Genomic DNA, 21,131 nt, shown 5'->3' on the forward strand with positions numbered 1-21,131 from the left:
GTATGCAGAAGCGAGACGATAGCCGTGGTCGGGAAGTACACGTGGTGAATGCGTTGTCCGGAATCGCAAAGCAACTGCTCCGTGCGCAACTGGACGAGTTCCAGATGGGGAGCGAGAGCCTGCCATTCCTGAGTCGGAAGTGCGGCCAGCAGATGGTTGCCATGCAGATCGGATTGAAGGGTCAACATTTTTTATTCGCTTTATAAGAGCGCTTTCGCGCCGTACTTTTATCTGGTCCGCTCGCAGGTTTCGTGAGCGCATCTGGTGGCGTACATCGAAACATGTGGGGCCAGCCCCGTGAGCCTTGCATCGCCGCTTCGTGCCGTCACCGGCTACAGTGATGTTCGTGCTTTGTCGTACATAAGCGAGAGACGTGCCAGGAAGTGTCCGATCTATGTCCGATAAGGCATAGACGGCGATGCACGGAAGATGCGCGGCCGGCGGCCAAGCGCGCGATGCATTTTTGATTCAATTCTGAACATTTGCTGAAGGGGCGCAAATGGCGGGGCACCACCGGCCGAAGCGGCTTTCGTCTGTGGGATGCCTTGCCGGGCTTAGGTTTCCGGCGCGTTTCACCTTATCAAACGTAGATTGCGCGCTATGCAAACGTGCCTGGAAGCAGGCGTCAGCGGGAACGGCCAAAAATGTTGCAAACCTGTTCATTCCGCGAAGGCGCGAGTCGCGGAGCACGAGCAAGAATGTGGCCAGTAGCCCGGTGAGGCGCGCTCGGCGCGACTTCGACCGTTTGCCTGGCGGGTTGTGAACGATGCCAGGCGGCCCGCAAGCGAAATTGCTGAAAGTGTTGCATCGCGCACAAGAGCGCTGCGGCTCTTCGGGGATATCGGCAAAAAGTGTTCAAGACTGAACCACTTTTGGAGAGAGCAAGTTTTTGTCGAAGCGCGAAGGTCCAATCGGCATCGCGCGTCCATGTTGCTTACTCCACCAGTTCGCCTTCGAGAACCGATGCCAGAATCATCGCGTGGGCGTTGCGTGGCGCGGTGCGCCGACTCGGCCGATACACCGCGTCGCCGATCAATACCGGCTGGCCGCTCATTGCGCAGACGCCGGTGGTGCGTGCATGCGAGACGCGCCACATCTGATCGCCATAACAGCAGTGCGTGGAATCGCGCCACGCGATGATCGCCGTCGTCGACGAAGGACGTTCGATCAGGCTGATCGACAACCCGCGCTTCTCCAGCAGATCGCTTTTGGTCAGACGCTCGGGCGGCTTCTTCAAAATGCCGCTCAAACTCGCGTCTTCTGTCTTCACGCCCAGCATGAAAATGGTCCGTGCCCACGGGTCCATGATCTTCGCGCTTGCCTGCATGGTCTGACTCCTCAAAAATGGATGAACCTGCTCGATTGAGAATTTGCAAATGGCGTATGAAACGTCAGCCCAGAGCGCGCGTCTTCACGCGCCCGCTGATGACGTGGCGCTGACCGTTCGCTTGAATGCCGAGGTGTGACGAGGCTGAAAACGAATACCGCACGAAAGCGCGATATCGATAATGTGCTGCGATAACAAGAGCAGTTCTCGCGCCTGTTCGATGCACCGCACCGAATGACGTGCGCGCTTCGCGATGCGGTGACGCGCATCGCCGCTGCCTGAAGTTTCCTGGAAGAGAATCATGGCGAATCCGTTCGTTTCCTTGAGGCTTGCCGGCTCGGTCGGAAGACCGGAACCCATGCATCAAAGTTAATCAAACGGACCCGCTGCGACTAGCCGTACCTTGGGTTGCCGGCGTCGCTGAAAGGTTTGGACAACCTATATCAAGGTTTAGTGTGGTTGATGCTCAGGTGCGCTGCACGCGCGACGGCGTGGTCGCGGACGCGGATGGCTTCACGCCGAGCGCTTCGGCCTTGAGCACGAAGTCGGCGAGCGAGCGCGACTCCATCTTCTTCATCGCCGCACCGCGATGAATCTTCACCGTGATCTCGCTCAGGTTCATCTCGGCGGCGATCTGCTTGTTCATCAGACCACTCGCGACGAATGCCATCACCTCGCGCTCACGCGGCGTAAGGCGAGCGTAGCATCGGCGCAAGTCCGCCACGGAGCGGTCTTCGTTGCGCCGCACTTCGTCTTTCGCGAGCGCGTTCGCCACGGCGTCGAGCATGTCCTGATCGCGGAACGGCTTGGCGAGAAAGTCGATGGCGCCGCCTTTCATCGCCTTCACCGACATGGCGATATCGCCGTGCGCCGTGATGAAGATGATCGGCACGGACAGGTCGCCCGCCGCAATCTGCTCCTGCACGGCAAGCCCGCTCTGCCCTTTGAGGCGCACGTCGAGAATGAGGCAGCTCGGAACGTCCGGCATGTCGAAGGCCATGAATTCCTGCGCGGACGCGAACGCCTGCACCCGCAGGCCGACCGAGCGCAGCAGCATGGTGAGCGCGGTGCGCATGGAGTCGTCGTCGTCGACCACGTAGGCGATCGACTGGCTCGCGCCTTCCTCAGTTTCGTGGCTCACTGCATGTCTCCTCTTCGAGCGGCAAGACGAACTGCATCGACGCGCCCTGACCTTCCTGCGATTCGGCCCAGATGCGGCCGCCGTGTGCCTCGACGATGGATCGGCAGATCGACAGCCCCATGCCCATGCCATCTTTCTTGGTGGTGAAGAACGGGTTGAAGAGCGAGCCCGCATCTTTCTCGCTGATGCCAATGCCCGAATCTTCGACCGAAAGCTGCGCGTGACGCTCGTCCGCGAGCCGGGTGGCGACGCGCATGACGCGCTTGCGTCCGCTCACGCCGGACATGGCCTGTACGCCGTTCATCAGCAGATTGATGACGACTTGCTGAAGCTGCACGCGGTCGCCGCAAACCACTGGCGCGGGCTCGGCGAACGCAGCGGAAAGCTCGACGCGCTGGCTTTGCAATTCGCGCCGCACGAGTTCGACCGATTCTCTCACGATCATATTCAGATCGACCAGCGCGGGTTGCGGATCGCGCTTTTGCGCCATGGAACGAATCTGGCGAATGATGTCCGTCGCGCGCTTGGCGTCGCTCGTCATCTGACTGATCGACTCGACCGCCTCGTGCACATTCGGCGGCTGACGGTTGAGCCAGCGCAACGCGGCGTCGCCCGCGGTTACGATGGCGGCGAGCGGCTGCGTGACTTCGTGCGCAATCGACGCGGCCATCTCACCGAGCGTCGTCACGCGCGTGACATGCGCGAGTTCCGAGCGCGAGCGGTCGAGCGCCTGTTCCGCGCGCTTGCGTTCCTCGATGTCGGTGTTCACGCCATACCAGCGCACGAGATTGCCTTCGGAATCGCGCAGCGGCGCGGCACCGATGTGCATCCAGCGAAACACGCCGTCGCCGCGCCGGATGCGCGCCGTCACTTCGAAGCCGCTGCTGGTGGCGAGCGCCTCGCGCCACGCGGCTTGCAACGCGGCGAAGTCTTCCGCATGCACGATCTCCTGCCAGATGTCGTGGCCGTCGTCCGCGAGCTTCACGCCGTACTCGTTCCAGCGGCGGTTGAGATAAATGAGGCGGCCATCGTTCGATGAACTCCACACCATGCCGGGAATGGCGTCGATGGTCGCGCGCAGTTCGTTCTTCTGGCGCAATAGCTCGCCTTCCATGCGCTTGGCGTCGGTGATGTCGTTGTTCGTCGCGAGAATGGCGAGCGGCTTGCCCCATTTGTCGCGCGAAAGCGTCCAGCGGCTCGACACGACCACCGTCTCGCCGCTCTTCTTCACGCGCTTGAGTTCGCCTTGCCAGTTCCCACGCGTAAGCGTTTCGCGGCGAATGTCGTCGACGGGCATGGCCGCATCCGTCTGCGTGAGTCCGTGAATGGGCTGGCCGATAGCCTGCTCGGAAGTCCATCCGTACAGCCGTTCCGCGCCCTGATTCCAGAACGTGATGCGGTCGTCCATGTCGTACACGACCACCGCGTCGTGCGTGAGATTGAGCAGTTCGACCTGCTTGCGCAAGGTGGCGGTGCTCGTCTGATTGCGCAGCGCGAGAAACGACACGGTCAGAATGGCGATGAGACTCACACCGCAACGCGCGATGGAACTGCCAGGGTCCTGCGCGTTGTGCGAGAGCATGAAGCCGAGCACCGTCGCCGCGACGCAGGCCCACGCGACTGCAATCGTGACAGGCCGCGATGCGACCGAAGCCACGAGCAGCACCACTACGACATACAGCACGGCAATGGCGATATCGAGCGGCGTGAATGCGTCGATGAGAAACACCGCGAGGCCGACTACCGTGGCCATCGCCTTGAGGGTGGTGGGATTGCCGAGGAAAGACTGCTCGGCTGCCTGATCGAGCTTCATCGCGGCCTCATTGCGGAAAGCGGCCGCTCATTCACGCCCGATGGCCCGAGTAACGGACTGCCCAGATTCACATTGCGCGGATCTTTCATAGGACGAGAGAGCCTGAGCCCGGAAAGCGGGCCACTTCAAGGATGAGCGCCAGCGCCGCTGGCCCGGATGTCGTCGAGACAGTGCATTACCTGTGCGCCGTCGACAGGCTTGCCGAGCACGCACAGCGCGCCGACGTCCAGCGCCTGTTTGCGCATGGCGTCCGAAGCGAACGCGGAGATGAAGATGATAGGTGGCGCGACGCCGCGATCGACGAGTCTGCGGTACATCTCCACGCCCGAGATGCCTGGCATCTGGACATCCGAAATGATACACGCGACATCCGCGATCGAACCCGAATTCAGGAACGCTTCGCCGGAGTCGTAGAGCCGAACCTCCCAGCCAAGCGAGCGAACCAGGCTTGAGGTCGCGATGCGGACGGATTCGTCATCGTCGATGATCGAAACGACTGGGTTATTGAACACGCAACAAAGTCCTCGGGCCTAGTGTGCGGTGGCGGCGATAAACCAGGCGGCGGGCCGTCGACCGTGATGCCATGTTAAGTAAAAGCATCGGACGTGAAAATCATATTTATGTATGAGACGAAGCCGGTCTAATACCTTCGTATGAGCCGTTTAACCTTGCGTCTCATACCGCTTCATACGCACGGCCTAACCATTCGGCGCAGGCAACGACGCCGTGCCGACTACTCATGCAAAGGTTTAGGCGCGTCATCTCTAATGGCCGCATGAGCGAACGCACGTAGGGATAGGCTCACCGCGCATCCGGACATAAAGTTACTCCAAGGTCGCAGCAACGAAAGCCTCACCGCTCAAGCAGACGACCTCATCGTATGCGAAGCCAGTGAATCGGCTTCCTAAGTAATGCCATCTATCCATTACGTCATTCGGCTCCACACGGAAACGCCGAGCCTTTAAAGGAGTATCACCATGAACAAGTTTCTCGTCAGTCTCGCTTTCGCAGTCAGCGCCGTTGCCGCTCCCGCCATGTCGTATGCGCAGTCGAATCAGCCGGTGACGCGCGCCGAAGTGCGCGCCGATCTCGTGCGCCTGGAGAAGGCCGGGTACAAGCCCGCAGTGAACGACGACGCAACCTACCCCGCAGACATTCAGGCAGCCGAAGCCAAGGTCGCGGCGAGCTACGCGGCCACGCACGGCACGAGCGATGTAGGCGGCGTGGCATTGACCGGTGCGTCCGCCAGCGGCTCGAAGGTGTCCGCCGCTTCCAGAAACTGCGTCGGCCCCGCGGACTACTGCGTGCCGTATTTCGGCAGCTAAAGCCAAGCGGTCTGGCGCCGGTCACTGCGGCATGCCGGACCGCACACGCGTACTGAATGCCACTCGGAGTTCCACATGAAAAACCTGTTGCTCTCTGCCGCGATGTTCGCGGTATCCGCCGCTTTTCTCACCTCGGCGCCCGTCATGGCGCAAGGCGAAAAGCCCGTGAAGAACATCGTGCTCGTGCACGGCGCCTGGGTCGACGGTTCCGGCTGGCAGCCGGTCTACGACATTCTGAAGAAGGACGGCTACCACGTCAGTATCGTGCAGGAGCCGCTGACTTCGCTCGATGACGACGTCGCCGCCACCAAGCGCGTGCTCGACTTGCAGCACGGACCGACAATCCTCGTCGGACACAGTTATGGCGGTTCGGTGATCACCGAGGCAGGCGAGCATCCGGATGTGGTCGGACTCGTGTACGTGGCCGCGCATGCGCCCAATGTCGGCGAGGACGAAAGCACGCTCGGCAAGGGCAAGCCGAGCTTCACCTCGAAGCAGGCCGGCGCGATCGAGAAGACAAGCGACGGTTATACGTTCCTGAATCCTTCCGCGTTTCCCAAGGACTTTGCCGCCGATCTTTCTTCAAAGGAAGCGACCTTCGAAGCGCATTCGCAAATGCTGACCGCAGCGAAAGTCTTCTCGGAGCCGCTCACGTCCGCTGCGTGGACCACGAAGCCGAGCTGGGGCATCGTCGCGGGCGCGGACAAGATCATCAATCCGGATCTGGAGCGCTGGTACTACGAGCGCGCGCATAGCCACATGACCGTGATTCCGGGCGCGAGCCACTCGGTGTACGAATCGCAGCCGGTTAAGGTGGCCGCAGTGATCGAGGACGCCGCGAAGCACGCGCAATAACCTGCAATAACGCGACCTTGGATAGACGAGACATCGACACTTCAAAGGTGCCGATGTCTTTTGCATGGCGTACGAGCCGCGACTGCGCAGGATTCAGGCGCGGTTTTTCTTCTGCTGTTAAATTAGGGGCCAGCCAAACCACCGATCGAGAGAATCCGATGGCTGAACAACCCGCATCCCCAATACGCCCGCTCATTCTTATCGCTATCGTCGTGGCCGTCGTGGTCGCCGCGTTCGCGTACACCGCCGGCTGGCTGTCGCCTACGCGACTCACGCCTGCGAAGATCGTCAATAGCCTCGCGCCACCGGGCGGACCCGCGCTCGGCTTCAGACGCAACCATGCGAAGGGCGTCTGCTTCACTGGCAACTTCGAGTCGAATGGCGGCGCGGCTTCGCTATCCAAGGCGCAGCTTTTCGCGCCTGGCAATTACCCCGTGACCGGCCGATTCAACCTTGCGACGCCCGACCCGAAGACCGCCGATTCATCGGCGCGCGTGCGCGGACTGAGCTTGCGAATCGTCATGCCGGACCACAGCGAGTGGCGCTCCGCGATGATCGACGCGCCCTTCTTCCCCGTCGCCACGCCGGAAGCGTTCTATGAACTGCAGCGCGCATCCGCCCGCAAGGACGATCCCGACGCGATGAAGCAGTTCGCCGCCGCGCATCCGGAGATCGGCGCATTCGGCAAATGGGCGTCGAGCGCGCCGTTCACCGGCTCCTTCGCGGACGATCAGTACAACAGCCTCAATAGCTTCGTCTTCACGGACGCCTCCGGGCAAGACCGCGTCGTGCGCTGGTCGTTCGTGCCGGTGGCCAAGCCCGAGACCTTGACGGGCGATCAGTTGAAGCAGAAAGGCGCGAACTTTCTCGATGCCGACATCACGCAGCGCGTGCAGAGCGGGCCGCAACGCTGGACCATGGTCGTGACGGTGGCCAATCCCGGCGACCCCACGGCGGACCCGAGCAAGGCATGGCCGGACGATCGCCAGAAGGTCGAAGCGGGCACGCTGGTCGTCACCGCGATCGAGGCCGAACCGGATGGCCCATGCCGCGATCTGAATTTCGATCCGGTGGTGCTTCCGCCCGGCATGCACGTTTCCGACGATCCGTTCCCTGCCGCGCGTTCGGCTGCCTATTCGGTGTCGTTCAACCGGAGGACCGCCGAGGACAAGGACTATCCGCATCAACCGGCGCAAGGAGCGAATCAATGAGCACGATCCACACACGCTTCTCGCCCCTGCAACGCGCGCTGCACTGGCTCATGGCGATTTGCATTCTGGCAATGCTGTTCATCGGCGTCGGCATGGTGTCCACCGTGCGGCCCGACTATCTCACGCTGGTGTCGATCCACAAGCCGCTCGGCGTGACGATTCTCGTGCTCGCACTGATCCGGCTGGTCGTGCGGCTCGTGCGCGGCGCGCCACCGTTGCCCGCCAATATGCCGGAGCCGATGAAGCTCGCCGCCCACCTCTCGCATCTCGCGTTTTATGCGCTGATGATCGGCTTGCCGCTCATCGGCTATGGCATGTTGTCGGCGGCGGATTATCCGGTCGTGGTGTTCGGCGTGCGATTGCCCTCCATTCTTCCGCATAGCAACTCGCTGCATTCGCTGCTTTGGGACGCGCACAAGTACCTGGCGCTTTGCTTCTTCGCGCTGATCGTCGTGCATCTCGCGGCGGCGCTGTTTCATGCGCTCGTCCGGCGCGACGGCGTGTTTCAGGCAATGGCGCCGTGGAGCGATCGCTGACGCGTACACAGGCGGCGCTTCTGTATGATGGCGGGCCACCATCATTCGAGGATTCATCGCCATGAGCGCAGCATCGCAATTCGATCAGGTTTCCGTCATCAAGCGCGCGAACGTTTATTTCGATGGCAAGTGCGTCTCGCATACGGTGCTTTTCGCCGACGGCTCGAAGAAGACGCTTGGCGTGATTCTGCCCGGCACGCTCGACTTCGGCACCGATGCGCCGGAACTGATGGAAGTGCAGGCGGGCCAATGCCGTATCCGTCTGCAAGGTAGCGACGAATGGAAGACCTACGGCGCCGGCGAGTCTTTCTCGGTGCCGGGGAAGAGCCGCTTCGATATAGAAGTGGTCGAGACGCTGGATTATGTTTGCAGTTATCTTTGACCTGGTTTAGAGGCTAGGGGCGAAGCGGCTGATCCGGCATGATTGGCCGTTTTTCTCGGCGCCTACGGTCAGACAGCACCGATCATCGACCAGACGCTGAAGATGAGAATCGCGAGAGAGACTGCCGACGCTATCCAGCCGGCCATCGCGCTCGTTCCGCCGCGCAGCTTCAGTTGCTCTGCGCGCTCGCCCGGCAGCAACACCTCAGCCCTGATCCGTTCGACTGCTTTCTCGACATGCGCGCGATAAATCAAGTTGCCTGAAAAAGCCCACGCGAACATCAATGCGTAACTCGACACCTCGCCAAGTGAATCGCTGATCAAGCCGAGCAGCAGGTTCAGAAACGTGCCGCCAACGAAGACCGCGACCGCCTGCCAGTACATCTTGCGATACGCAAACCATACGGGACCGCCAAAGAACGCCGCGACATTCCACGTCGGCTTAATGTTTCCATTTTTGTCCTTGGCTGACCACTTGCCCGCGTAATACTCCACGTTCTTTCCGACAAAAGCGGCCATATCCTTATCCAAGCCAGCCGCTGCCGCAGTCGTAACCGTTCCCTTGATGCCTTCGTTGTTATCGAATTCCATGTCTTGCTTTAGTTGCTGTTGCATCTGTCCGCATGGAAGCGGATTTGAATTACCGAACGCGAACGACGTTTAGAACGCGTTTAATTCGGGCAGCAGACAATACACGCGCGACCCGCACTTGAAAAGTCAGGACGCGCGAGCCTTACAAAAATTTGCGCTTGCTTGTCGCCGTGTTCAGGCGAGCTTCGAAGCCAGACCGCTCACTGAAACACCACTGGCACCGGCCTCGTCAGCAAGTCCACGTACAGCTTGAAGAATCGATCATTATCGAACTTCGTGACATACGTGATCTTTTGCGGCGATGCCCCCGCAGCAGGCGTGTCCGGATACACCCGCACATGACCCTGATCCTCGCCGGGCGTCGTGTCGATATCCAGGTACGCGCTCTGAGTCTGCGTCGCGTAAGTTGGATCGCTGAAGTAAGCGATGGTCAGCGTGTCGTAGAGATCCGTGCTCGATGCGAACGCACCCGCATTCACGGTTGCATACGCCTTCGTCACGGCCGTCTGCCCGGTCGGCGGGTTGACGATCTGGTTGTAGATGCTCTCGGTCAACGGCACGGTGTTGGTCACATCGAGCGGAATGACGGTTTGCGGAATCGACGTCTGCAAGAGCGTGCGCACCGCGAGCGGATCGAACCACCAGTTGAGCTCGCCGACTGCATTGGCGTTGCCCGGCACGTTCATCGCGCCGCCCATGTAGACGATCTGCTTGATGAGCGGCACGATCTCCGGCGCCTTCTGCACCGCCGTCGCGAGATTGGTGGGCGGCCCGACTTCGAGAATCGTCACTTCATGCGGATAACGTTTGATCGTGTCGATGAGAAAGTCGGCGGCTGCTTGCGTCTGTAGCTTGGTCGAGGTTGCGAAGCCGTCCGGCGGCGCGGTGAGCTGCGCTTGCGAAGTCGGCTCGGGACGCGACCACGCGCCGAAGTATCCGTTCGGATTCGCGGCCTGCTGCTCGCGGATGCTCGTCACATCGTATTGCAGCGGATAATCCGCGCCGCCGTACACGCCGACCTTGTTCTGCACGCCCATGCGTTCGACGGCCTTCAACGCATCGGCTTCTTCTTGCAGCAACCAGTCGTTGCCCGTCACCACGCACAGGCCGAGCAGGTTTACCTTGCCCTGTCCCATCAACTGCGTGGTCATGGCGAAGAGCTGGCCGTCGTCGCCCATGGTGTTGAAGTCGGAGTCGATCACGATCTTCGGCGCGTTCGTGTATGCGTTGTGGTCATCAGATGAGCCGCCGCAAGCGGCAAGCACCGCGACGACGCAAAGGGAAAGGGTCAAGCCTGCTGCAGTGCAACGTCGCATGATGCTGTCTCCGGATCGTTATATTCGAGTGATCACGTCATCGCGGACGGTGATTCATTCTACGACCGTTTAAGCAGATACGACTATGCTTCGATCGGCGAGCCGTCCTTGCGCACGAACCGGCCATCGGCGTTGGCACTCATCATGTCGATGTCGGAACACGTGGTGAGATCGGGCCACGCGCGCGAGCCGACTTCGAGATACACCGCCATTTCCCGCGACCGGTTGATCATGTGATGCCCGTTGCCCGTGCCTTTAGCGAACGCGGCGCAATCGCCCGCACGCAACATGGTTTCGCCTTCGTCTTCGATCAGCACGAGTTCGCCCTGCAGCACATATACGAACTCGTCCTCGTGCGAATGCCAGTGACGCTGACTCGACCAGCTTCCCGGCGGCAAGTGCATCAGATTCACGCCGAAGTCCGTCAAGCCGCCAGCATCGCCAAGACGCCGACGGATGCGCGCGGCGCATGGTTGATCGTAAGGCGGTGGATAGCCGGAGCCTTGGTGCTCGGGCACATTGGCAAGATCGATTTTCGGCATGATGCGGCTCGTTCTGGAAAGTCGCGGAAAAAGCGCTTGTGCAAGGGTGTAGAAAGAATACGCTACGATGCACGTTTTCTTCGCAAGCCCGCCGTATCTTCGTGACCGCTTCTGAATTCAAAGCCCTGGCGCGCGCATTCCTCGTTCGCCTTGCCGTCAAGCTTCGCCCGCATGCGCGTGTGCGCACGCTGCTGCTATTGCCCGCGCTTTTCGTGCTCTATGTGCTGGTGCTGATTCCCTTCACGCCCGGCATTCGCGACCTGCGCCGCGCGAAGGTGGATCAACCCGCGCAAATCTATTCCGCCGATGGCAAGCTGCTCGCCGAATTCAAGCCAACGCATCGCGAATGGGTGAGCCTCAAAGACGTCTCGCCGCAAGTGATCGACGCGCTCATCGCAACTGAAGACAGGCGATTTCATGAGCATCATGGTATTGACTGGCGACGCACGGCATCGGCCGCGCTGCATACGTTCAAAGGCCAGAAGCAAGGCGGTTCCACGCTTACGCAGCAGCTCGCGCGCAATCTTTATCCCGATGACATCGGCCGCTCGCAGACGCTCACGCGCAAAGTGAAGGAGGCCATCACCGCGTTCAAGATCGAAGCGGTCTATTCGAAGGAAGAGATTCTCGAAACGTATCTGAACACGGTGCCGTTCTTGTATAACGCGTATGGCATCGAGATGGCCGCACGCACTTACTTCGATAAATCCGCGAGCGAACTCGACGTGCTCGAAAGCGCGACGCTCATTGGCATGCTGAAGGGCAACAGCTACTACAACCCGGTGATCAACCCCGAACGCGCGCTCGACAGACGCAATATCGTGCTCGGGCAGATGGTGCGCTTCGGCCATCTCGCGCCTGCGAAGCTCGAAGCGTTGCAGAAGAAGCCGTTGCGCATCGACTTCGAACGTCAGACCGAGGAGCCGGGACGCGCGCCGCATTTCGCGCAACAGTTACGCAAGTGGCTGATCGCGTGGGCCGACGACAACGACTTCAACATCTATTCCGATGGTCTCGTCGTGCGCACGACGCTCGACTCGCGTTTGCAGACGATGGCCACGCAATCGCTTACGTGGCAAGGCAATCAGTTGCAGTCCATCGCCAATGCGGCTTGGGGCGGGCGCGGTGGCTGCGCGAATGCGAACGCGGACCTTGCACATGCGTTCATCCGCGAGACGAGCGAGTATCGCGTGGCGCGCGATGGCGGCGCGAACGACGCCGACGTCATCAAGAGCCTTAGCGCGAATCGCACGTTCATGCAGGCGTTATGCGAGAACAAGACGCGCGTGCAGGCCGGCTTTTTAGCGCTAGATCCGCGCAACGGGCAGATCAAGGCGTGGGTCGGCAGCCGCGACTTCACGCAAGACCCGTTCGATCATGTGCAACAGGCGCGCCGTCAGCCGGGCTCGACATTCAAGCCGTTCGTGTACGGCGCGGCCTTCGCGCGCGGCTCGAAGCCCACGGATACGATCATCGATCAGGCGGTGGAGATTCCCATCAAGGGCGAGGAAACCTGGCGTCCCACCGACGATTCGCCGCCAAGCGGCCGGCCGGTGAGTCTGCGCGACGGCATCGCGTATTCGAAGAACCGCATCACCGCGCAACTGATGCAGCAAGTGGGTCCGGCGCGCGTGGCGCGACTCGCGCGCGACATGGGCGTGCGCGAAAGTCATCTCGACGTGGTGCCTTCGCTTGCGCTCGGCACGAGCCCGGTAACGCTCAAGGAGATGGTGGCGGCTTACGGCACCATTGCCAACGACGGCAACTACATGGAGCCGCTGCTGGTGACGCGCATCGAGAACAAGGATGGCGAGGTGCTCGCGCAATTCGAAAGCAAGCCGGAACGCGCGCTGTCGGTCGATGCCACGCGCAAGCTCGTCGACGTCATGCGCGATGTCATCAATCGCGGCACGGGCACGCTGATCCGCACGCGCTTCGGCATTCGCGGCGACGTCGCGGGAAAGACCGGCACGACGCAAGACAACGCGGACGGCTGGTTCATCCTGATGCAACCGCAACTCGTGGCGGGCGCTTGGGTCGGCTTCAACGACAGCCGCGTGACCTTACGTAGCGATTACTGGGGACAAGGCGCACACAGCGCATTGCCGATGATCGGCGACTTCACGCAACGGGCGATGCGTTCGCATCTGATCGATGCCCGTGCACGCTTCGATACGCAGGAAGTGCCGGGCATGTGGGACATCATGGCGACGCGTGTGAAGACGTGGTTTGCCGAGACGTTTTCGAAAGCGCCGAAACCCGCGCAGACGCCTCAGCACGCACCGCGCGCGCGTCGTTCACCCGTCACGCGTACCGCGCCCGCTGCTGAAGTCACGGAAGAAAAAGCGCAGCCGCCCGTCTTCGACACATTGCCGCCGATACTTCCCGCGCCTGCGGAACCGGCCTCGCCGACACGTCAGGAATAAGGTTAGCAAACGTTTTCTAAAGTTTCCTTGTACCGCTCCGTTAACTCGGATGTCTCCTGACATGACCGCGTGAATCATGGCGTCCGCCTCTCCGGCGCAATTCTTGCCATATCGCACAGACGCGCTCGGGTCTTATCCTCAAGGAATTCTTGCAATGATGAAAACGTTGGTCGCGCTTGCGGCGGGTATCGCCGCGCTTTCCGCCCCTCTCGCGCACGCACGCGAAATCTATGGACAAGTCGGCACCGAAGGCGTGGGTATCGGCTATTCGGAACCGCTTGGCACGCGCGATAACGTGCGCGCCGAATTCAACGGCATCGCCTTCTCGCACAACTTCAATGCGGGCGGGCTGCATTACGACGGCACCGCGCACATCTATCACGGCGGTCTTTATCTCGACTTCTTTCCCGCACCGAACACGGTGGCCTTCCGCCTGACCGCTGGCGCGCTGATCGGCGGCGACAACGTGGACGCCGTCGCGACGAGCCCGACCGACACCTACACGTATCACGGCACGACCTACAACGTGGCCGGCGAGCAGATTCACGCGAAGGCGCGATTCCCGACCGTGCGCCCGTATGTCGGCATCGGCTTCGGTCACACGCCGGTGGCGCAGAAAGGCTTCTCCGCGTTCTTCGATGCAGGCGTGGCTTTTGGCCGTCCGCATGTCGATTACGACGTGCCCGCCGAAGTCGTCGCGATCACCGGTCAGGCTTTCGTCGATCAGGAAAAGCAGGACTTGCAGGACAAGGCCGACAAGTTGCGCTTTTATCCGATCGTCAAGGTCGGCGTGACGTATCGCTTCTAAGCGGCTTTCGCTTCAGATCCACAAGTCGTTCGGCACCGTGCGCTCGTTTCGCGAGTCGCCGGTGTTGACGACGCCGCGCGGCTCGATCAGCATGATCTTCACTTCGCGCGCGGCATGGGGTTTATGCTCGACGCCTTTCGGCACGATTCCCATCTCCCCTGCTCTCAGCACCATCTCGCCATCGCGAAAGTCGATGCGCAATTCGCCTTCCAGCACGATGAACGTCTCGTCGGTATCGGCGTGCGCGTGCCACAGAAACTCGCCTTCCAGACGCGCGACCTTGAACTGATAGTCGTTCATCTCAGCGATCACGCGTTGCTGCCAGAAGCCGTCGATCAAACGCGCTTTTTTTAATGGATCGATGGCGGCGCGCTGGCCACGTGTAGCTTCGGCTGTCGCTGCGTGTGTTTGCATGATGCGGCTCCCTGACGATGAATTCGTTCAAGGCTACCGCTGTCACACGTAAAGGGTCTTGAACGATCGTGCAAGCTCTAACGCGTACTAACGCAGGCCCGCCAACGCGCGGGCGGCATGCCGAAGGTGCGTGTGAATTGCCGCGTCATATGGCTCTGATCGGCGAAACCGGCGCTCGCGGCGACATCCGCCAACGATGCGCCCGTGAGCACGAGACGGCGCGCGACATCGAGACGGCGCATTGTCAGATAGCGGTAAGGGCTCGTGCCGAAAAAGAGCCTGAAGTCGCGCGACAAGCTGTAGCGGTCGCGTCCCGTCGCGCGTTCGAGTTCCTCCATCGTGACGATACGATCGCAATTGGCGTGCAGAAAGTCCTTCGCCAGCACGGCGCTTGCGTAGTCGCCCGTGTCGCGCGAGGTGGTCACGCCCGCTGCTTGCGCCAGCGCGAATGCGAGTTCGGCGAGCGCATCGTTTTGTGCGAGCGGTTCGCGCAGCGTCTGTGCGAGCAGCGCTTCGGTGGCGGCGCTGACGCGCGCATCCATTGTCGTTCCACCGGCGATGAACGGCAACGCGCGACCGCCGAGCGCGGCCTGGATCATCGCGGGTTCGACATAGAGCATGCGATACCGAAAGCCATCGCCGGTGCCGGCGTGGCCGTCATGTGCTTCGTCGGGATGAAGCACCATCGTCTGGCCGGGCAAGCTGTGACGCAATTCGCGCCGGTAATTGAAGCTCTGCACGCCCGTCATGGTGCGGCCGATGGCATAGGTGTCGTGCCGATGCCAGCCGTATGCCTTGCCGCCGAAAAAGGCTTCGATCCGTTCGATGCCCGCCGATGATTCGGCATGGCGGACCCAGTCGGAATTCTGTGGAGCGGTGCGTCGGTTCATGATTGCGGTATCGCGGAGACGATACGCAATGATATGCCCGAATGTGAAAAACGCCGCGCGAGACTGTTCGCGCGGCGCGTCGGCGCGACTAGCCGCCCAGTGCCGGATCGCTCAGGCTGTCCTTGCCCGTTTCGACGTGGCCCGCAAAACGGCGCAGAAAGGCGCTGTCCGTGTCCACCTTGACTTCGATGTCGTACCAGCCGTGCGCGCTGCGCAAATCGAGATACAGCTGCGCGGTGTCGCCGCCTCGCACACGCTTGGTGATGGTCTTCGCGGCATCGTAGGCATTCACGATACTGAAGGTGCACGCGCCCGAGCCCTTGTTTTCCAGCCTCAATTGCAGGTTGCCGTTAGCGACGTCGTAGCCTTCCGCGACTTCCGGCGCGGCGTCATCGTGCGACCACCAGCCGCCATGTTGCGCCTTCGCCTTGCCCGCGACACGGCGCAAGAAACCGTTCGGCCCATGCACGACGAAGTCGAAGCTGCCATCCGCGTTTGCATCGATACGATCCGACAGGCGCTTGTGCGCTTCGACCGTGTAAGTGTGCGGAACAGCAGTACTGGCATTGCGGTACAGCAAAAAGACCGCGCCTGCATCGCCCGTGTTGATGAAGTCGAACGACACCGCGCCCTTCGATGCATCCGGCTTCGAGCGCACGAACAATTCGTAAGGCAATGCACGCGACGGACGCACGCCGGGCTCTTGCACGGGCAATTTCTGATCGACGGGCGGCAGCGGCACGTAATCCGGATGACGCGCCTTGTCGGGCGGAACGTAAGAGGTCGTGGCAGGCAGCGTCGGCAGCTTGCTGTTGGGATTGCGGAAGTCGAACGCGGAGGTCAGATCGCCGCAAATCGCGCGACGCCACGGCGAGATATTCGGCTCGGCCAGTCCATGCGCGCGGCCGAAGCGCTTCTGAATGAAGCGGATCACCGACGTGTGGTCGAACGTCTCCGAACACACCCAACCGCCTCTGGACCACGGCGAGACGACGAGCATCGGCACGCGTGCGCCGAGGCCATACGGGCCGCTCGCATACTTCGCGCTGCCGGGGAAAATCTCGAGACTCGTATCGACAGTGGAAAGACCGTTCGCATTCGATGAAGGCGGGAACGGCGGGACGATATGGTCGAAGAAACCATCGTTCTCATCGTAGTTGATGAGCAGCGCCGTCTTGCTCCACACCTCCGGATTCGCCGTCAGCACTTGCAGCACTTGATCGATGTACCACGCACCATAGTTTGCGGGCCAGTTCGGATGCTCGGAGAAGGCTTCGGGCGCGACGATCCACGAGACTTGCGGCAGCGAGCCGCTCTGCACGTCGTTTTTCAGAATGGCGAAATAGTCGTCGCCCGCGGCGGCATTCGTGCCGCGCCGCGCCTTTTCATAGAGCGGATTGCCGGGCTGCGCGTTCTGATATTGCGTGAAGTAGAGAAGCGAGTTGTCGCCGTAGTTGCCGATATAGGCGTCGTCGGTCCAGCCCCACGAACCTTTCGAATCCAGTCCCGTGCCCTGATCCTGATAGACCTTCCACGAGATGCCCGCACGTTCCAACACTTCGGGAAACGTGGACCAGCCGTAGCCCGCTTCTGCGTTATCGACCACCGGCCCGCCGCCCGTGCCGTCGTTGCCCACATAACCGGTCCACATGTAATAGCGATTCGGATCGGTGGATGTATTCGTCGAGCAGTGATACGCGTCGCAGATCGTGAAGGCGTCGGCGAGTTGATAGTGGAACGGGATGTCGTCGCGACGCAGATGCGCCATCGTCGTCGTGCCTTTGTATGGCACCCACTGATCGTAAAGACCGTTATGGAACGCGCCCTGTCCGCTTACCCAGTCATGCGGCAAGTCCTGCAGAAACTGCAAGCCGAGATTCGATGCGCCCGGATGAAACGGCAGTACTTCGCCCGCACCCGCCGCGATAGGCTGGTGATAAACCGGCTTGCCGTTCGGCAGCGTGACGGCGGCTTTATCGCCGAATCCGCGCACGCCGCGCAAGGTTCCGAAGTAATGATCGAACGAGCGGTTCTCCTGCATCAACACGACGATATGCTCGATATCCTCGATCGAGCCATGTCGCTGATTCGCTGGAATGGCAAGCGCCTGGCGAATGCCGAGCGGCATTACGTTGAGCGCTGCCGCTGCGCCTGCGGCCTCCATCGCCGTGCGCAGAAATTCACGTCGGTTCTTCGTCATTTGAGTAGTGGGGAAGTAGAAGGGATGCTAGTCGACCGTATGGATCACCGGGGTTGCGAGCACTTCCGATGAAGCCCGCGCAATACCTCTTTGCTCGGCTTGCACCGGAGCACCGGACGTGGCTTGTTTCGCCCAGTCCTCGAGATCGCTCGTTGCGTTTGTCGTGGGCGCTTCGCTGCTGGCTGCTGAGACGGATGCCGGCGGCTTGATGTCGGTCGAGTTCGAATCGCCGCAGGCACTCAGGCCAACGATTGCGCAGGCGCAAATAGCGAAGCGCGCCACGCTGAAGTAGCGACGTGATGAAGTCGACATGATCTGGCTCCCGCAAAGCGCGTGAAGGTCTCACAGCGCCGGGAAGCTTATCGGTCGCTTATGTAAGCAATATGACGATTCCTTCCCGCATCATTCAATTCTCAAATGTAACGATGTCGATACATCTCGGCCATTTGGTAAATTGATTAGTTTTCCGATTTATTAATTACCGGATTTAACAGATTCCAACTGATGATATGACCAAGCAAAAATGGCTGGTCGGTGACGGAATAATGCGTAAAAAATGTGACATCGGTTTACATCGAGTTCTGGAGGCAGTACTCTTTCGACCGCTGCAGGAGTTTCGGCAAGCCTTGCCGAAGCAGCGGAAAGATCGGTAAATCTTCAACAGCAACATTGCTGTTTTGCAGTGCGGTACACGGGCGGGCTGCCATGACTGGCGGACTCCGCGCGTATCTCCTCGACCGTCTTGCACGACCTTCGACGAGCCTTTGAAGACATGCGCTTCACAGGCTGTCATCCGTCGGGCAGCGGCAGGCATGAGCCGCATCAGCACATACGTATTGCCGCCGCGGTTGCCCGCCAACGTTTATCCGTCTGGCGCAGGTCAGCCCCTTTTCAACTGCAGAAACGAATGGTTCGTTCTGCTAACGACCGTTCGCATCCCGTAGTAATGGGATATGTAGTTGGCGGTCGTCGAGGCATCCATCCTGCCGCATGCAGCATCGGCAAGCGCCTTTTCGCGCATGGACGCCCATATTTTCATTAGTACGCCGAAATCTTATGAAGAAACTTACATCGCTTCCGGTTTTTCCTTACTTCGCCACGCCTAAGGCCACGGTTATCGCTGCAGCCGTCGCGACGAGCCTGTTGCTCGCGGCATGCGGCGGCAGCAGCGACAGCGCGGTGGATGCCGCCACGGGCAAGAGCGCGTCCGAGCTCAAAGCCACGTCGAAAGCCGCGAACAATGGTTCGATTTTCTACGGCATGAACGGCCACAACAACGGCGGCGGCGCCTACGACGCATCCAGCCCGCAGCAACAGTTGTCGCAATTGCAGGATTTGGGCGCGAAGATTTATCGCAACGAGGTGTACAACCAGGCATCCGCGACGAAGCTCGCCGGCATTGCAAAGACGATGGCCGACGGCGGCGTGACGGTGTATCCCGTGATGATGATGGGTATCGACTTCAACAGCGAAGACGACGCCTACAACGCCGCGTTCACGCTCGGCCAGCAAACGGCCAACGCGTATCACTACCCGTACTACGAGATCTCCAACGAACTCGAAGCCAATACGCTGAATGGCAACGTCGACGGCGTTTTCTGGCAGCAGTACAACAACCACCAGTATCAGGTTGCACGCGGTGTCATTCGCGGCCTAATTGCGGGCGTGCGCTCGGTGGATAGCGGCGGACAGATCGTGCTTGGCGGAACGTGGCTGCACTACTCGTTCTACCAGATGCTCGCGGACGGCTCGCAGCCTGACGGCACATGGGGCCATCCGACAGTCAGCTGGGACATCACCGCATGGCACTGGTATTCGAATGAAGGCGACATCACGAACGCATGCGGCGGCACGGGCTGTCACGATGTGCTCGCCGTGCTTCATAACATGGGCAAACCGATCTGGATCAACGAGTTTGGCGTGCGTCCGAACTATGGCTCGGATCAGCAGATCGCGTCGTATCTGACGGGCAATGACATGATGGCGCAGTTCGTGAGCGTAGCGTCGAAATACAACATCCAGTCGATCCAGGCGTACGAGCTATACGACGACAGCGAAGGCAACTACGGCATGCTGCAAGCGGACGGCAAGACGCAGAAGGACGCGTACTGGGCCTACCGGAGCTTCGTGCAGAGCAACCCGAGGTGATGCAGAGAGCGGGCGGACCGCGCCGGCTTCAGAAGTCGGCCGGTCTGCCCGCGCCGAAACCCTTGTTCGCCCACGGCGGTGCACGGCCCACGCTGCCGTTGATACCGGCGGCGCGTGCAAGGATCGCCTTGGTGCCGGGCGTAACCGGCATGGTGTGCAGCAGGGGGATGTTGACCCAGCGCACCTCGTCGACGCCCTGCCCCGGATTCGTGAACAGCCGAGCATCCGCTGGAATGGCGACGCGAAAAACGTGGTGCAGATGCTGCGCGGATACGTGCTGCCACATAAAGGCCGCCGCGCTCGCCTCGGCGCCGGTTCCCTCGTGCAGTTCGCGGATCGCCGCGGCCATCACCAACTCGTTATGCCTTACTTCACCGCCCGGCAGATACCACGGGCCACCGCGTTGCCTGACGAGCAACACCGCGTCATGGCGAACCACCAGCACAGTTGCGCGAACCCTCATTGTCCCCGTCTCCCAGTCGTGATTTGCATGCTTGCTTTGGCCGCGCTCGTCTGAGAATGATTCCAGATTCAGCGGGCATCGTTTCTTTTAACGCAGAACGTGCATGCGATGCAATCCGTGACGCCGCTATGGCCGTCATATTGACCGAAAGTAACTTGATATGAGGCGTATTTGCCGGGTCTTGCGGCTTGTTATGCAAACACGGCGGACGGAACGTTGCACAACGGTTTGAAGCACACGCCACTTGCGCCATAATGCGCGCACCCTCACGAGCCGCCACCGCAGAGACCATGATGTTCAAGCCGATCCTGCTCGTCGAGGACAACCCGAATGATCTCGAACTCACGCTGCTTGCGCTTGCAAAGACCCATCTCGCCAACGACATCGTGGTGGCGCGTGACGGCCAGGAAGGCCTCGACTATCTTCTTGGCGATGGCGAGTGGCGCGAACGCGTGCCGGGCAATCCCGCCGTCATCCTGCTCGATCTGAAGCTGCCGAAAATCGACGGACTCGAATTGCTGCAGCTGATCCGCGCGAACGCGTCGCTGAAAACCATCCCCGTCGTCATGCTGACTTCGTCGCGCGAAGAACACGATCTTATCCGCAGCTATGAACTCGGCGTGAACGCCTACGTCGTGAAGCCGGTCGAGCTTGCCGAGTTCTTCCGCGCGATCAGCGATCTGGGGATGTTCTGGGCCGTGCTCAACGAGACGCCGCCCGGTTCGCCCCGCCGCGAACCATAAG

The 21,131-nt window shown here is 60.8% G+C and carries 21 protein-coding genes and 1 pseudogene; 9 read left to right on the forward strand and 13 right to left on the reverse strand.

Annotated features, from left to right (window positions below):
* The 5 genes and pseudogenes from NCR98_RS20345 to NCR98_RS20365 form a co-directional block, all read right to left on the reverse strand.
* Positions 1-188: pseudogene (locus NCR98_RS20345) on the reverse strand (Crp/Fnr family transcriptional regulator); the annotation flags it as partial.
* A 746-nt stretch (positions 189-934) separates the two neighbouring features.
* The gene (locus NCR98_RS20350; RefSeq protein WP_250493806.1) at positions 935-1,327 is read right to left on the reverse strand and encodes a DUF3331 domain-containing protein; all 393 of its coding nucleotides are present in this window, start codon (positions 1,325-1,327) and stop codon (positions 935-937) included.
* Between the two features lie 466 nt (positions 1,328-1,793).
* Positions 1,794-2,468, reverse strand: coding sequence for a response regulator transcription factor (locus NCR98_RS20355; RefSeq protein WP_350029514.1), 675 nt, complete (start codon positions 2,466-2,468; stop codon positions 1,794-1,796).
* Positions 2,452-4,281 carry a PAS domain-containing sensor histidine kinase gene (locus NCR98_RS20360; RefSeq protein ID WP_250527094.1) on the reverse strand — a complete coding sequence of 610 codons (1,830 nt, stop codon included), beginning with the start codon at positions 4,279-4,281 and terminating at the stop codon, positions 2,452-2,454. The genes NCR98_RS20355 and NCR98_RS20360 overlap by 17 nt, the downstream gene beginning before the upstream one ends.
* A 125-nt stretch (positions 4,282-4,406) precedes the next feature.
* Entirely contained in the window at positions 4,407-4,793 is a 387-nt protein-coding gene (locus NCR98_RS20365) for a response regulator transcription factor (protein WP_244831896.1), read from the reverse strand.
* 465 nt (positions 4,794-5,258) lie between these two features.
* Between NCR98_RS20365 and NCR98_RS20370 the strand changes: the two genes are divergently transcribed.
* The 5 genes from NCR98_RS20370 (at position 5,259) to ppnP (ending at position 8,590) form a co-directional block, all read left to right on the forward strand.
* Complete coding sequence (locus tag NCR98_RS20370; protein WP_244831897.1) at positions 5,259-5,606, forward strand: DUF4148 domain-containing protein; 348 nt, start codon at positions 5,259-5,261, stop codon at positions 5,604-5,606.
* Between the two features lie 75 nt (positions 5,607-5,681).
* Positions 5,682-6,461, forward strand: coding sequence for an alpha/beta hydrolase (locus NCR98_RS20375; RefSeq protein ID WP_244831898.1), 780 nt, complete (start codon positions 5,682-5,684; stop codon positions 6,459-6,461).
* Between the two features lie 158 nt (positions 6,462-6,619).
* Positions 6,620-7,672: a catalase family peroxidase gene (locus NCR98_RS20380; RefSeq protein ID WP_250467756.1), complete on the forward strand. Its 1,053-nt coding sequence runs from the start codon at positions 6,620-6,622 to the stop codon at positions 7,670-7,672.
* Positions 7,669-8,208, forward strand: a complete 540-nt coding sequence (locus tag NCR98_RS20385; RefSeq protein WP_244831899.1) for a cytochrome b — start codon at positions 7,669-7,671, stop codon at positions 8,206-8,208. The genes NCR98_RS20380 and NCR98_RS20385 overlap by 4 nt, the downstream gene beginning before the upstream one ends.
* Before the next feature lie 61 nt (positions 8,209-8,269).
* Positions 8,270-8,590 carry a pyrimidine/purine nucleoside phosphorylase gene (ppnP, locus tag NCR98_RS20390; protein ID WP_250467757.1) on the forward strand — a complete coding sequence of 107 codons (321 nt, stop codon included), beginning with the start codon at positions 8,270-8,272 and terminating at the stop codon, positions 8,588-8,590.
* 68 nt (positions 8,591-8,658) lie between these two features.
* Here ppnP and NCR98_RS20395 read toward each other — a convergent pair whose 3' ends face one another.
* The 3 genes from NCR98_RS20395 to NCR98_RS20405 all read right to left on the reverse strand — a co-directional run bounded on the left by NCR98_RS20395 (position 8,659) and on the right by NCR98_RS20405 (position 11,038).
* Positions 8,659-9,204 carry a DUF2628 domain-containing protein gene (locus NCR98_RS20395; protein WP_250527095.1) on the reverse strand — a complete coding sequence of 182 codons (546 nt, stop codon included), beginning with the start codon at positions 9,202-9,204 and terminating at the stop codon, positions 8,659-8,661.
* Between the two features lie 176 nt (positions 9,205-9,380).
* On the reverse strand, positions 9,381-10,496 hold the full coding sequence (locus tag NCR98_RS20400) for a nucleoside hydrolase (RefSeq protein ID WP_250527096.1): 1,116 nt from the start codon (positions 10,494-10,496) through the stop codon (positions 9,381-9,383).
* A gap of 83 nt (positions 10,497-10,579) precedes the next feature.
* Positions 10,580-11,038: a cupin domain-containing protein gene (locus tag NCR98_RS20405; RefSeq protein WP_244831903.1), complete on the reverse strand. Its 459-nt coding sequence runs from the start codon at positions 11,036-11,038 to the stop codon at positions 10,580-10,582.
* A 101-nt stretch (positions 11,039-11,139) separates the two neighbouring features.
* Here NCR98_RS20405 and NCR98_RS20410 point away from each other — a divergent pair, with 101 nt between their 5' ends.
* Both NCR98_RS20410 and NCR98_RS20415 read left to right on the forward strand, forming a co-directional pair.
* A complete protein-coding gene (locus NCR98_RS20410) occupies positions 11,140-13,464 on the forward strand; it encodes a penicillin-binding protein 1A (RefSeq protein ID WP_250527097.1) in 2,325 nt (774 codons plus the stop codon).
* 154 nt (positions 13,465-13,618) lie between these two features.
* Positions 13,619-14,272 carry a hypothetical protein gene (locus NCR98_RS20415; RefSeq protein ID WP_244831905.1) on the forward strand — a complete coding sequence of 218 codons (654 nt, stop codon included), beginning with the start codon at positions 13,619-13,621 and terminating at the stop codon, positions 14,270-14,272.
* A 12-nt stretch (positions 14,273-14,284) separates the two neighbouring features.
* Here NCR98_RS20415 and NCR98_RS20420 read toward each other — a convergent pair whose 3' ends face one another.
* From NCR98_RS20420 to NCR98_RS20435, 4 genes are all read right to left on the reverse strand, one after another.
* A complete protein-coding gene (locus NCR98_RS20420; protein ID WP_244831906.1) occupies positions 14,285-14,686 on the reverse strand; it encodes a cupin domain-containing protein in 402 nt (133 codons plus the stop codon).
* A 77-nt stretch (positions 14,687-14,763) separates the two neighbouring features.
* A complete protein-coding gene (locus tag NCR98_RS20425; protein ID WP_244831907.1) occupies positions 14,764-15,576 on the reverse strand; it encodes an AraC family transcriptional regulator in 813 nt (270 codons plus the stop codon).
* 88 nt (positions 15,577-15,664) lie between these two features.
* On the reverse strand, positions 15,665-17,776 hold the full coding sequence (locus NCR98_RS20430; RefSeq protein WP_250527098.1) for a phosphocholine-specific phospholipase C: 2,112 nt from the start codon (positions 17,774-17,776) through the stop codon (positions 15,665-15,667).
* Positions 17,777-17,803: 27 nt separating this feature from the next.
* A complete protein-coding gene (locus NCR98_RS20435; protein WP_250467763.1) occupies positions 17,804-18,088 on the reverse strand; it encodes a hypothetical protein in 285 nt (94 codons plus the stop codon).
* 744 nt (positions 18,089-18,832) lie between these two features.
* Between NCR98_RS20435 and NCR98_RS20440 the strand changes: the two genes are divergently transcribed.
* Positions 18,833-19,924, forward strand: a complete 1,092-nt coding sequence (locus NCR98_RS20440) for a lipopolysaccharide biosynthesis protein (protein WP_244831910.1) — start codon at positions 18,833-18,835, stop codon at positions 19,922-19,924.
* Positions 19,925-19,952: 28 nt separating this feature from the next.
* Here the strand turns inward: NCR98_RS20440 and NCR98_RS20445 are convergent, their stop codons facing one another.
* Positions 19,953-20,387 carry an NUDIX domain-containing protein gene (locus tag NCR98_RS20445; RefSeq protein ID WP_250493819.1) on the reverse strand — a complete coding sequence of 145 codons (435 nt, stop codon included), beginning with the start codon at positions 20,385-20,387 and terminating at the stop codon, positions 19,953-19,955.
* 293 nt (positions 20,388-20,680) lie between these two features.
* Between NCR98_RS20445 and NCR98_RS20450 the strand changes: the two genes are divergently transcribed.
* Positions 20,681-21,130, forward strand: a complete 450-nt coding sequence (locus tag NCR98_RS20450; RefSeq protein ID WP_250527299.1) for a response regulator — start codon at positions 20,681-20,683, stop codon at positions 21,128-21,130.
* The last annotated feature ends 1 nt before the right edge of the window (position 21,131 follow it).

The sequence above is a fragment of the Caballeronia sp. GAWG2-1 genome (assembly GCF_023631405.1).
Taxonomy (GTDB): Bacteria; Pseudomonadota; Gammaproteobacteria; order Burkholderiales; family Burkholderiaceae; genus Caballeronia.

Bases quoted from the DNA above. Each gene is read 5' to 3' on its own strand.
- NCR98_RS20350 (WP_250493806.1), bottom strand. From the start codon at position 1,327: ATGCAGGCAAGCGCGAAGATCATGGACCCGTGGGCACGGACCATTTTC.
- NCR98_RS20360 (WP_250527094.1), bottom strand. From the start codon at position 4,281: ATGAAGCTCGATCAGGCAGCCGAGCAGTCTTTCCTCGGCAATCCCACC.
- NCR98_RS20370 (WP_244831897.1), top strand. From the start codon at position 5,259: ATGAACAAGTTTCTCGTCAGTCTCGCTTTCGCAGTCAGCGCCGTTGCC.
- NCR98_RS20375 (WP_244831898.1), top strand. From the start codon at position 5,682: ATGAAAAACCTGTTGCTCTCTGCCGCGATGTTCGCGGTATCCGCCGCT.
- NCR98_RS20380 (WP_250467756.1), top strand. From the start codon at position 6,620: ATGGCTGAACAACCCGCATCCCCAATACGCCCGCTCATTCTTATCGCT.
- NCR98_RS20385 (WP_244831899.1), top strand. From the start codon at position 7,669: ATGAGCACGATCCACACACGCTTCTCGCCCCTGCAACGCGCGCTGCAC.
- ppnP (WP_250467757.1), top strand. From the start codon at position 8,270: ATGAGCGCAGCATCGCAATTCGATCAGGTTTCCGTCATCAAGCGCGCG.
- NCR98_RS20395 (WP_250527095.1), bottom strand. From the start codon at position 9,204: ATGCAACAGCAACTAAAGCAAGACATGGAATTCGATAACAACGAAGGC.
- NCR98_RS20400 (WP_250527096.1), bottom strand. From the start codon at position 10,496: ATGCGACGTTGCACTGCAGCAGGCTTGACCCTTTCCCTTTGCGTCGTC.
- NCR98_RS20405 (WP_244831903.1), bottom strand. From the start codon at position 11,038: ATGCCGAAAATCGATCTTGCCAATGTGCCCGAGCACCAAGGCTCCGGC.
- NCR98_RS20415 (WP_244831905.1), top strand. From the start codon at position 13,619: ATGATGAAAACGTTGGTCGCGCTTGCGGCGGGTATCGCCGCGCTTTCC.
- NCR98_RS20420 (WP_244831906.1), bottom strand. From the start codon at position 14,686: ATGCAAACACACGCAGCGACAGCCGAAGCTACACGTGGCCAGCGCGCC.
- NCR98_RS20425 (WP_244831907.1), bottom strand. From the start codon at position 15,576: ATGAACCGACGCACCGCTCCACAGAATTCCGACTGGGTCCGCCATGCC.
- NCR98_RS20430 (WP_250527098.1), bottom strand. From the start codon at position 17,776: ATGACGAAGAACCGACGTGAATTTCTGCGCACGGCGATGGAGGCCGCA.
- NCR98_RS20435 (WP_250467763.1), bottom strand. From the start codon at position 18,088: ATGTCGACTTCATCACGTCGCTACTTCAGCGTGGCGCGCTTCGCTATT.
- NCR98_RS20440 (WP_244831910.1), top strand. From the start codon at position 18,833: ATGAAGAAACTTACATCGCTTCCGGTTTTTCCTTACTTCGCCACGCCT.
- NCR98_RS20445 (WP_250493819.1), bottom strand. From the start codon at position 20,387: ATGAGGGTTCGCGCAACTGTGCTGGTGGTTCGCCATGACGCGGTGTTG.
- NCR98_RS20450 (WP_250527299.1), top strand. From the start codon at position 20,681: ATGTTCAAGCCGATCCTGCTCGTCGAGGACAACCCGAATGATCTCGAA.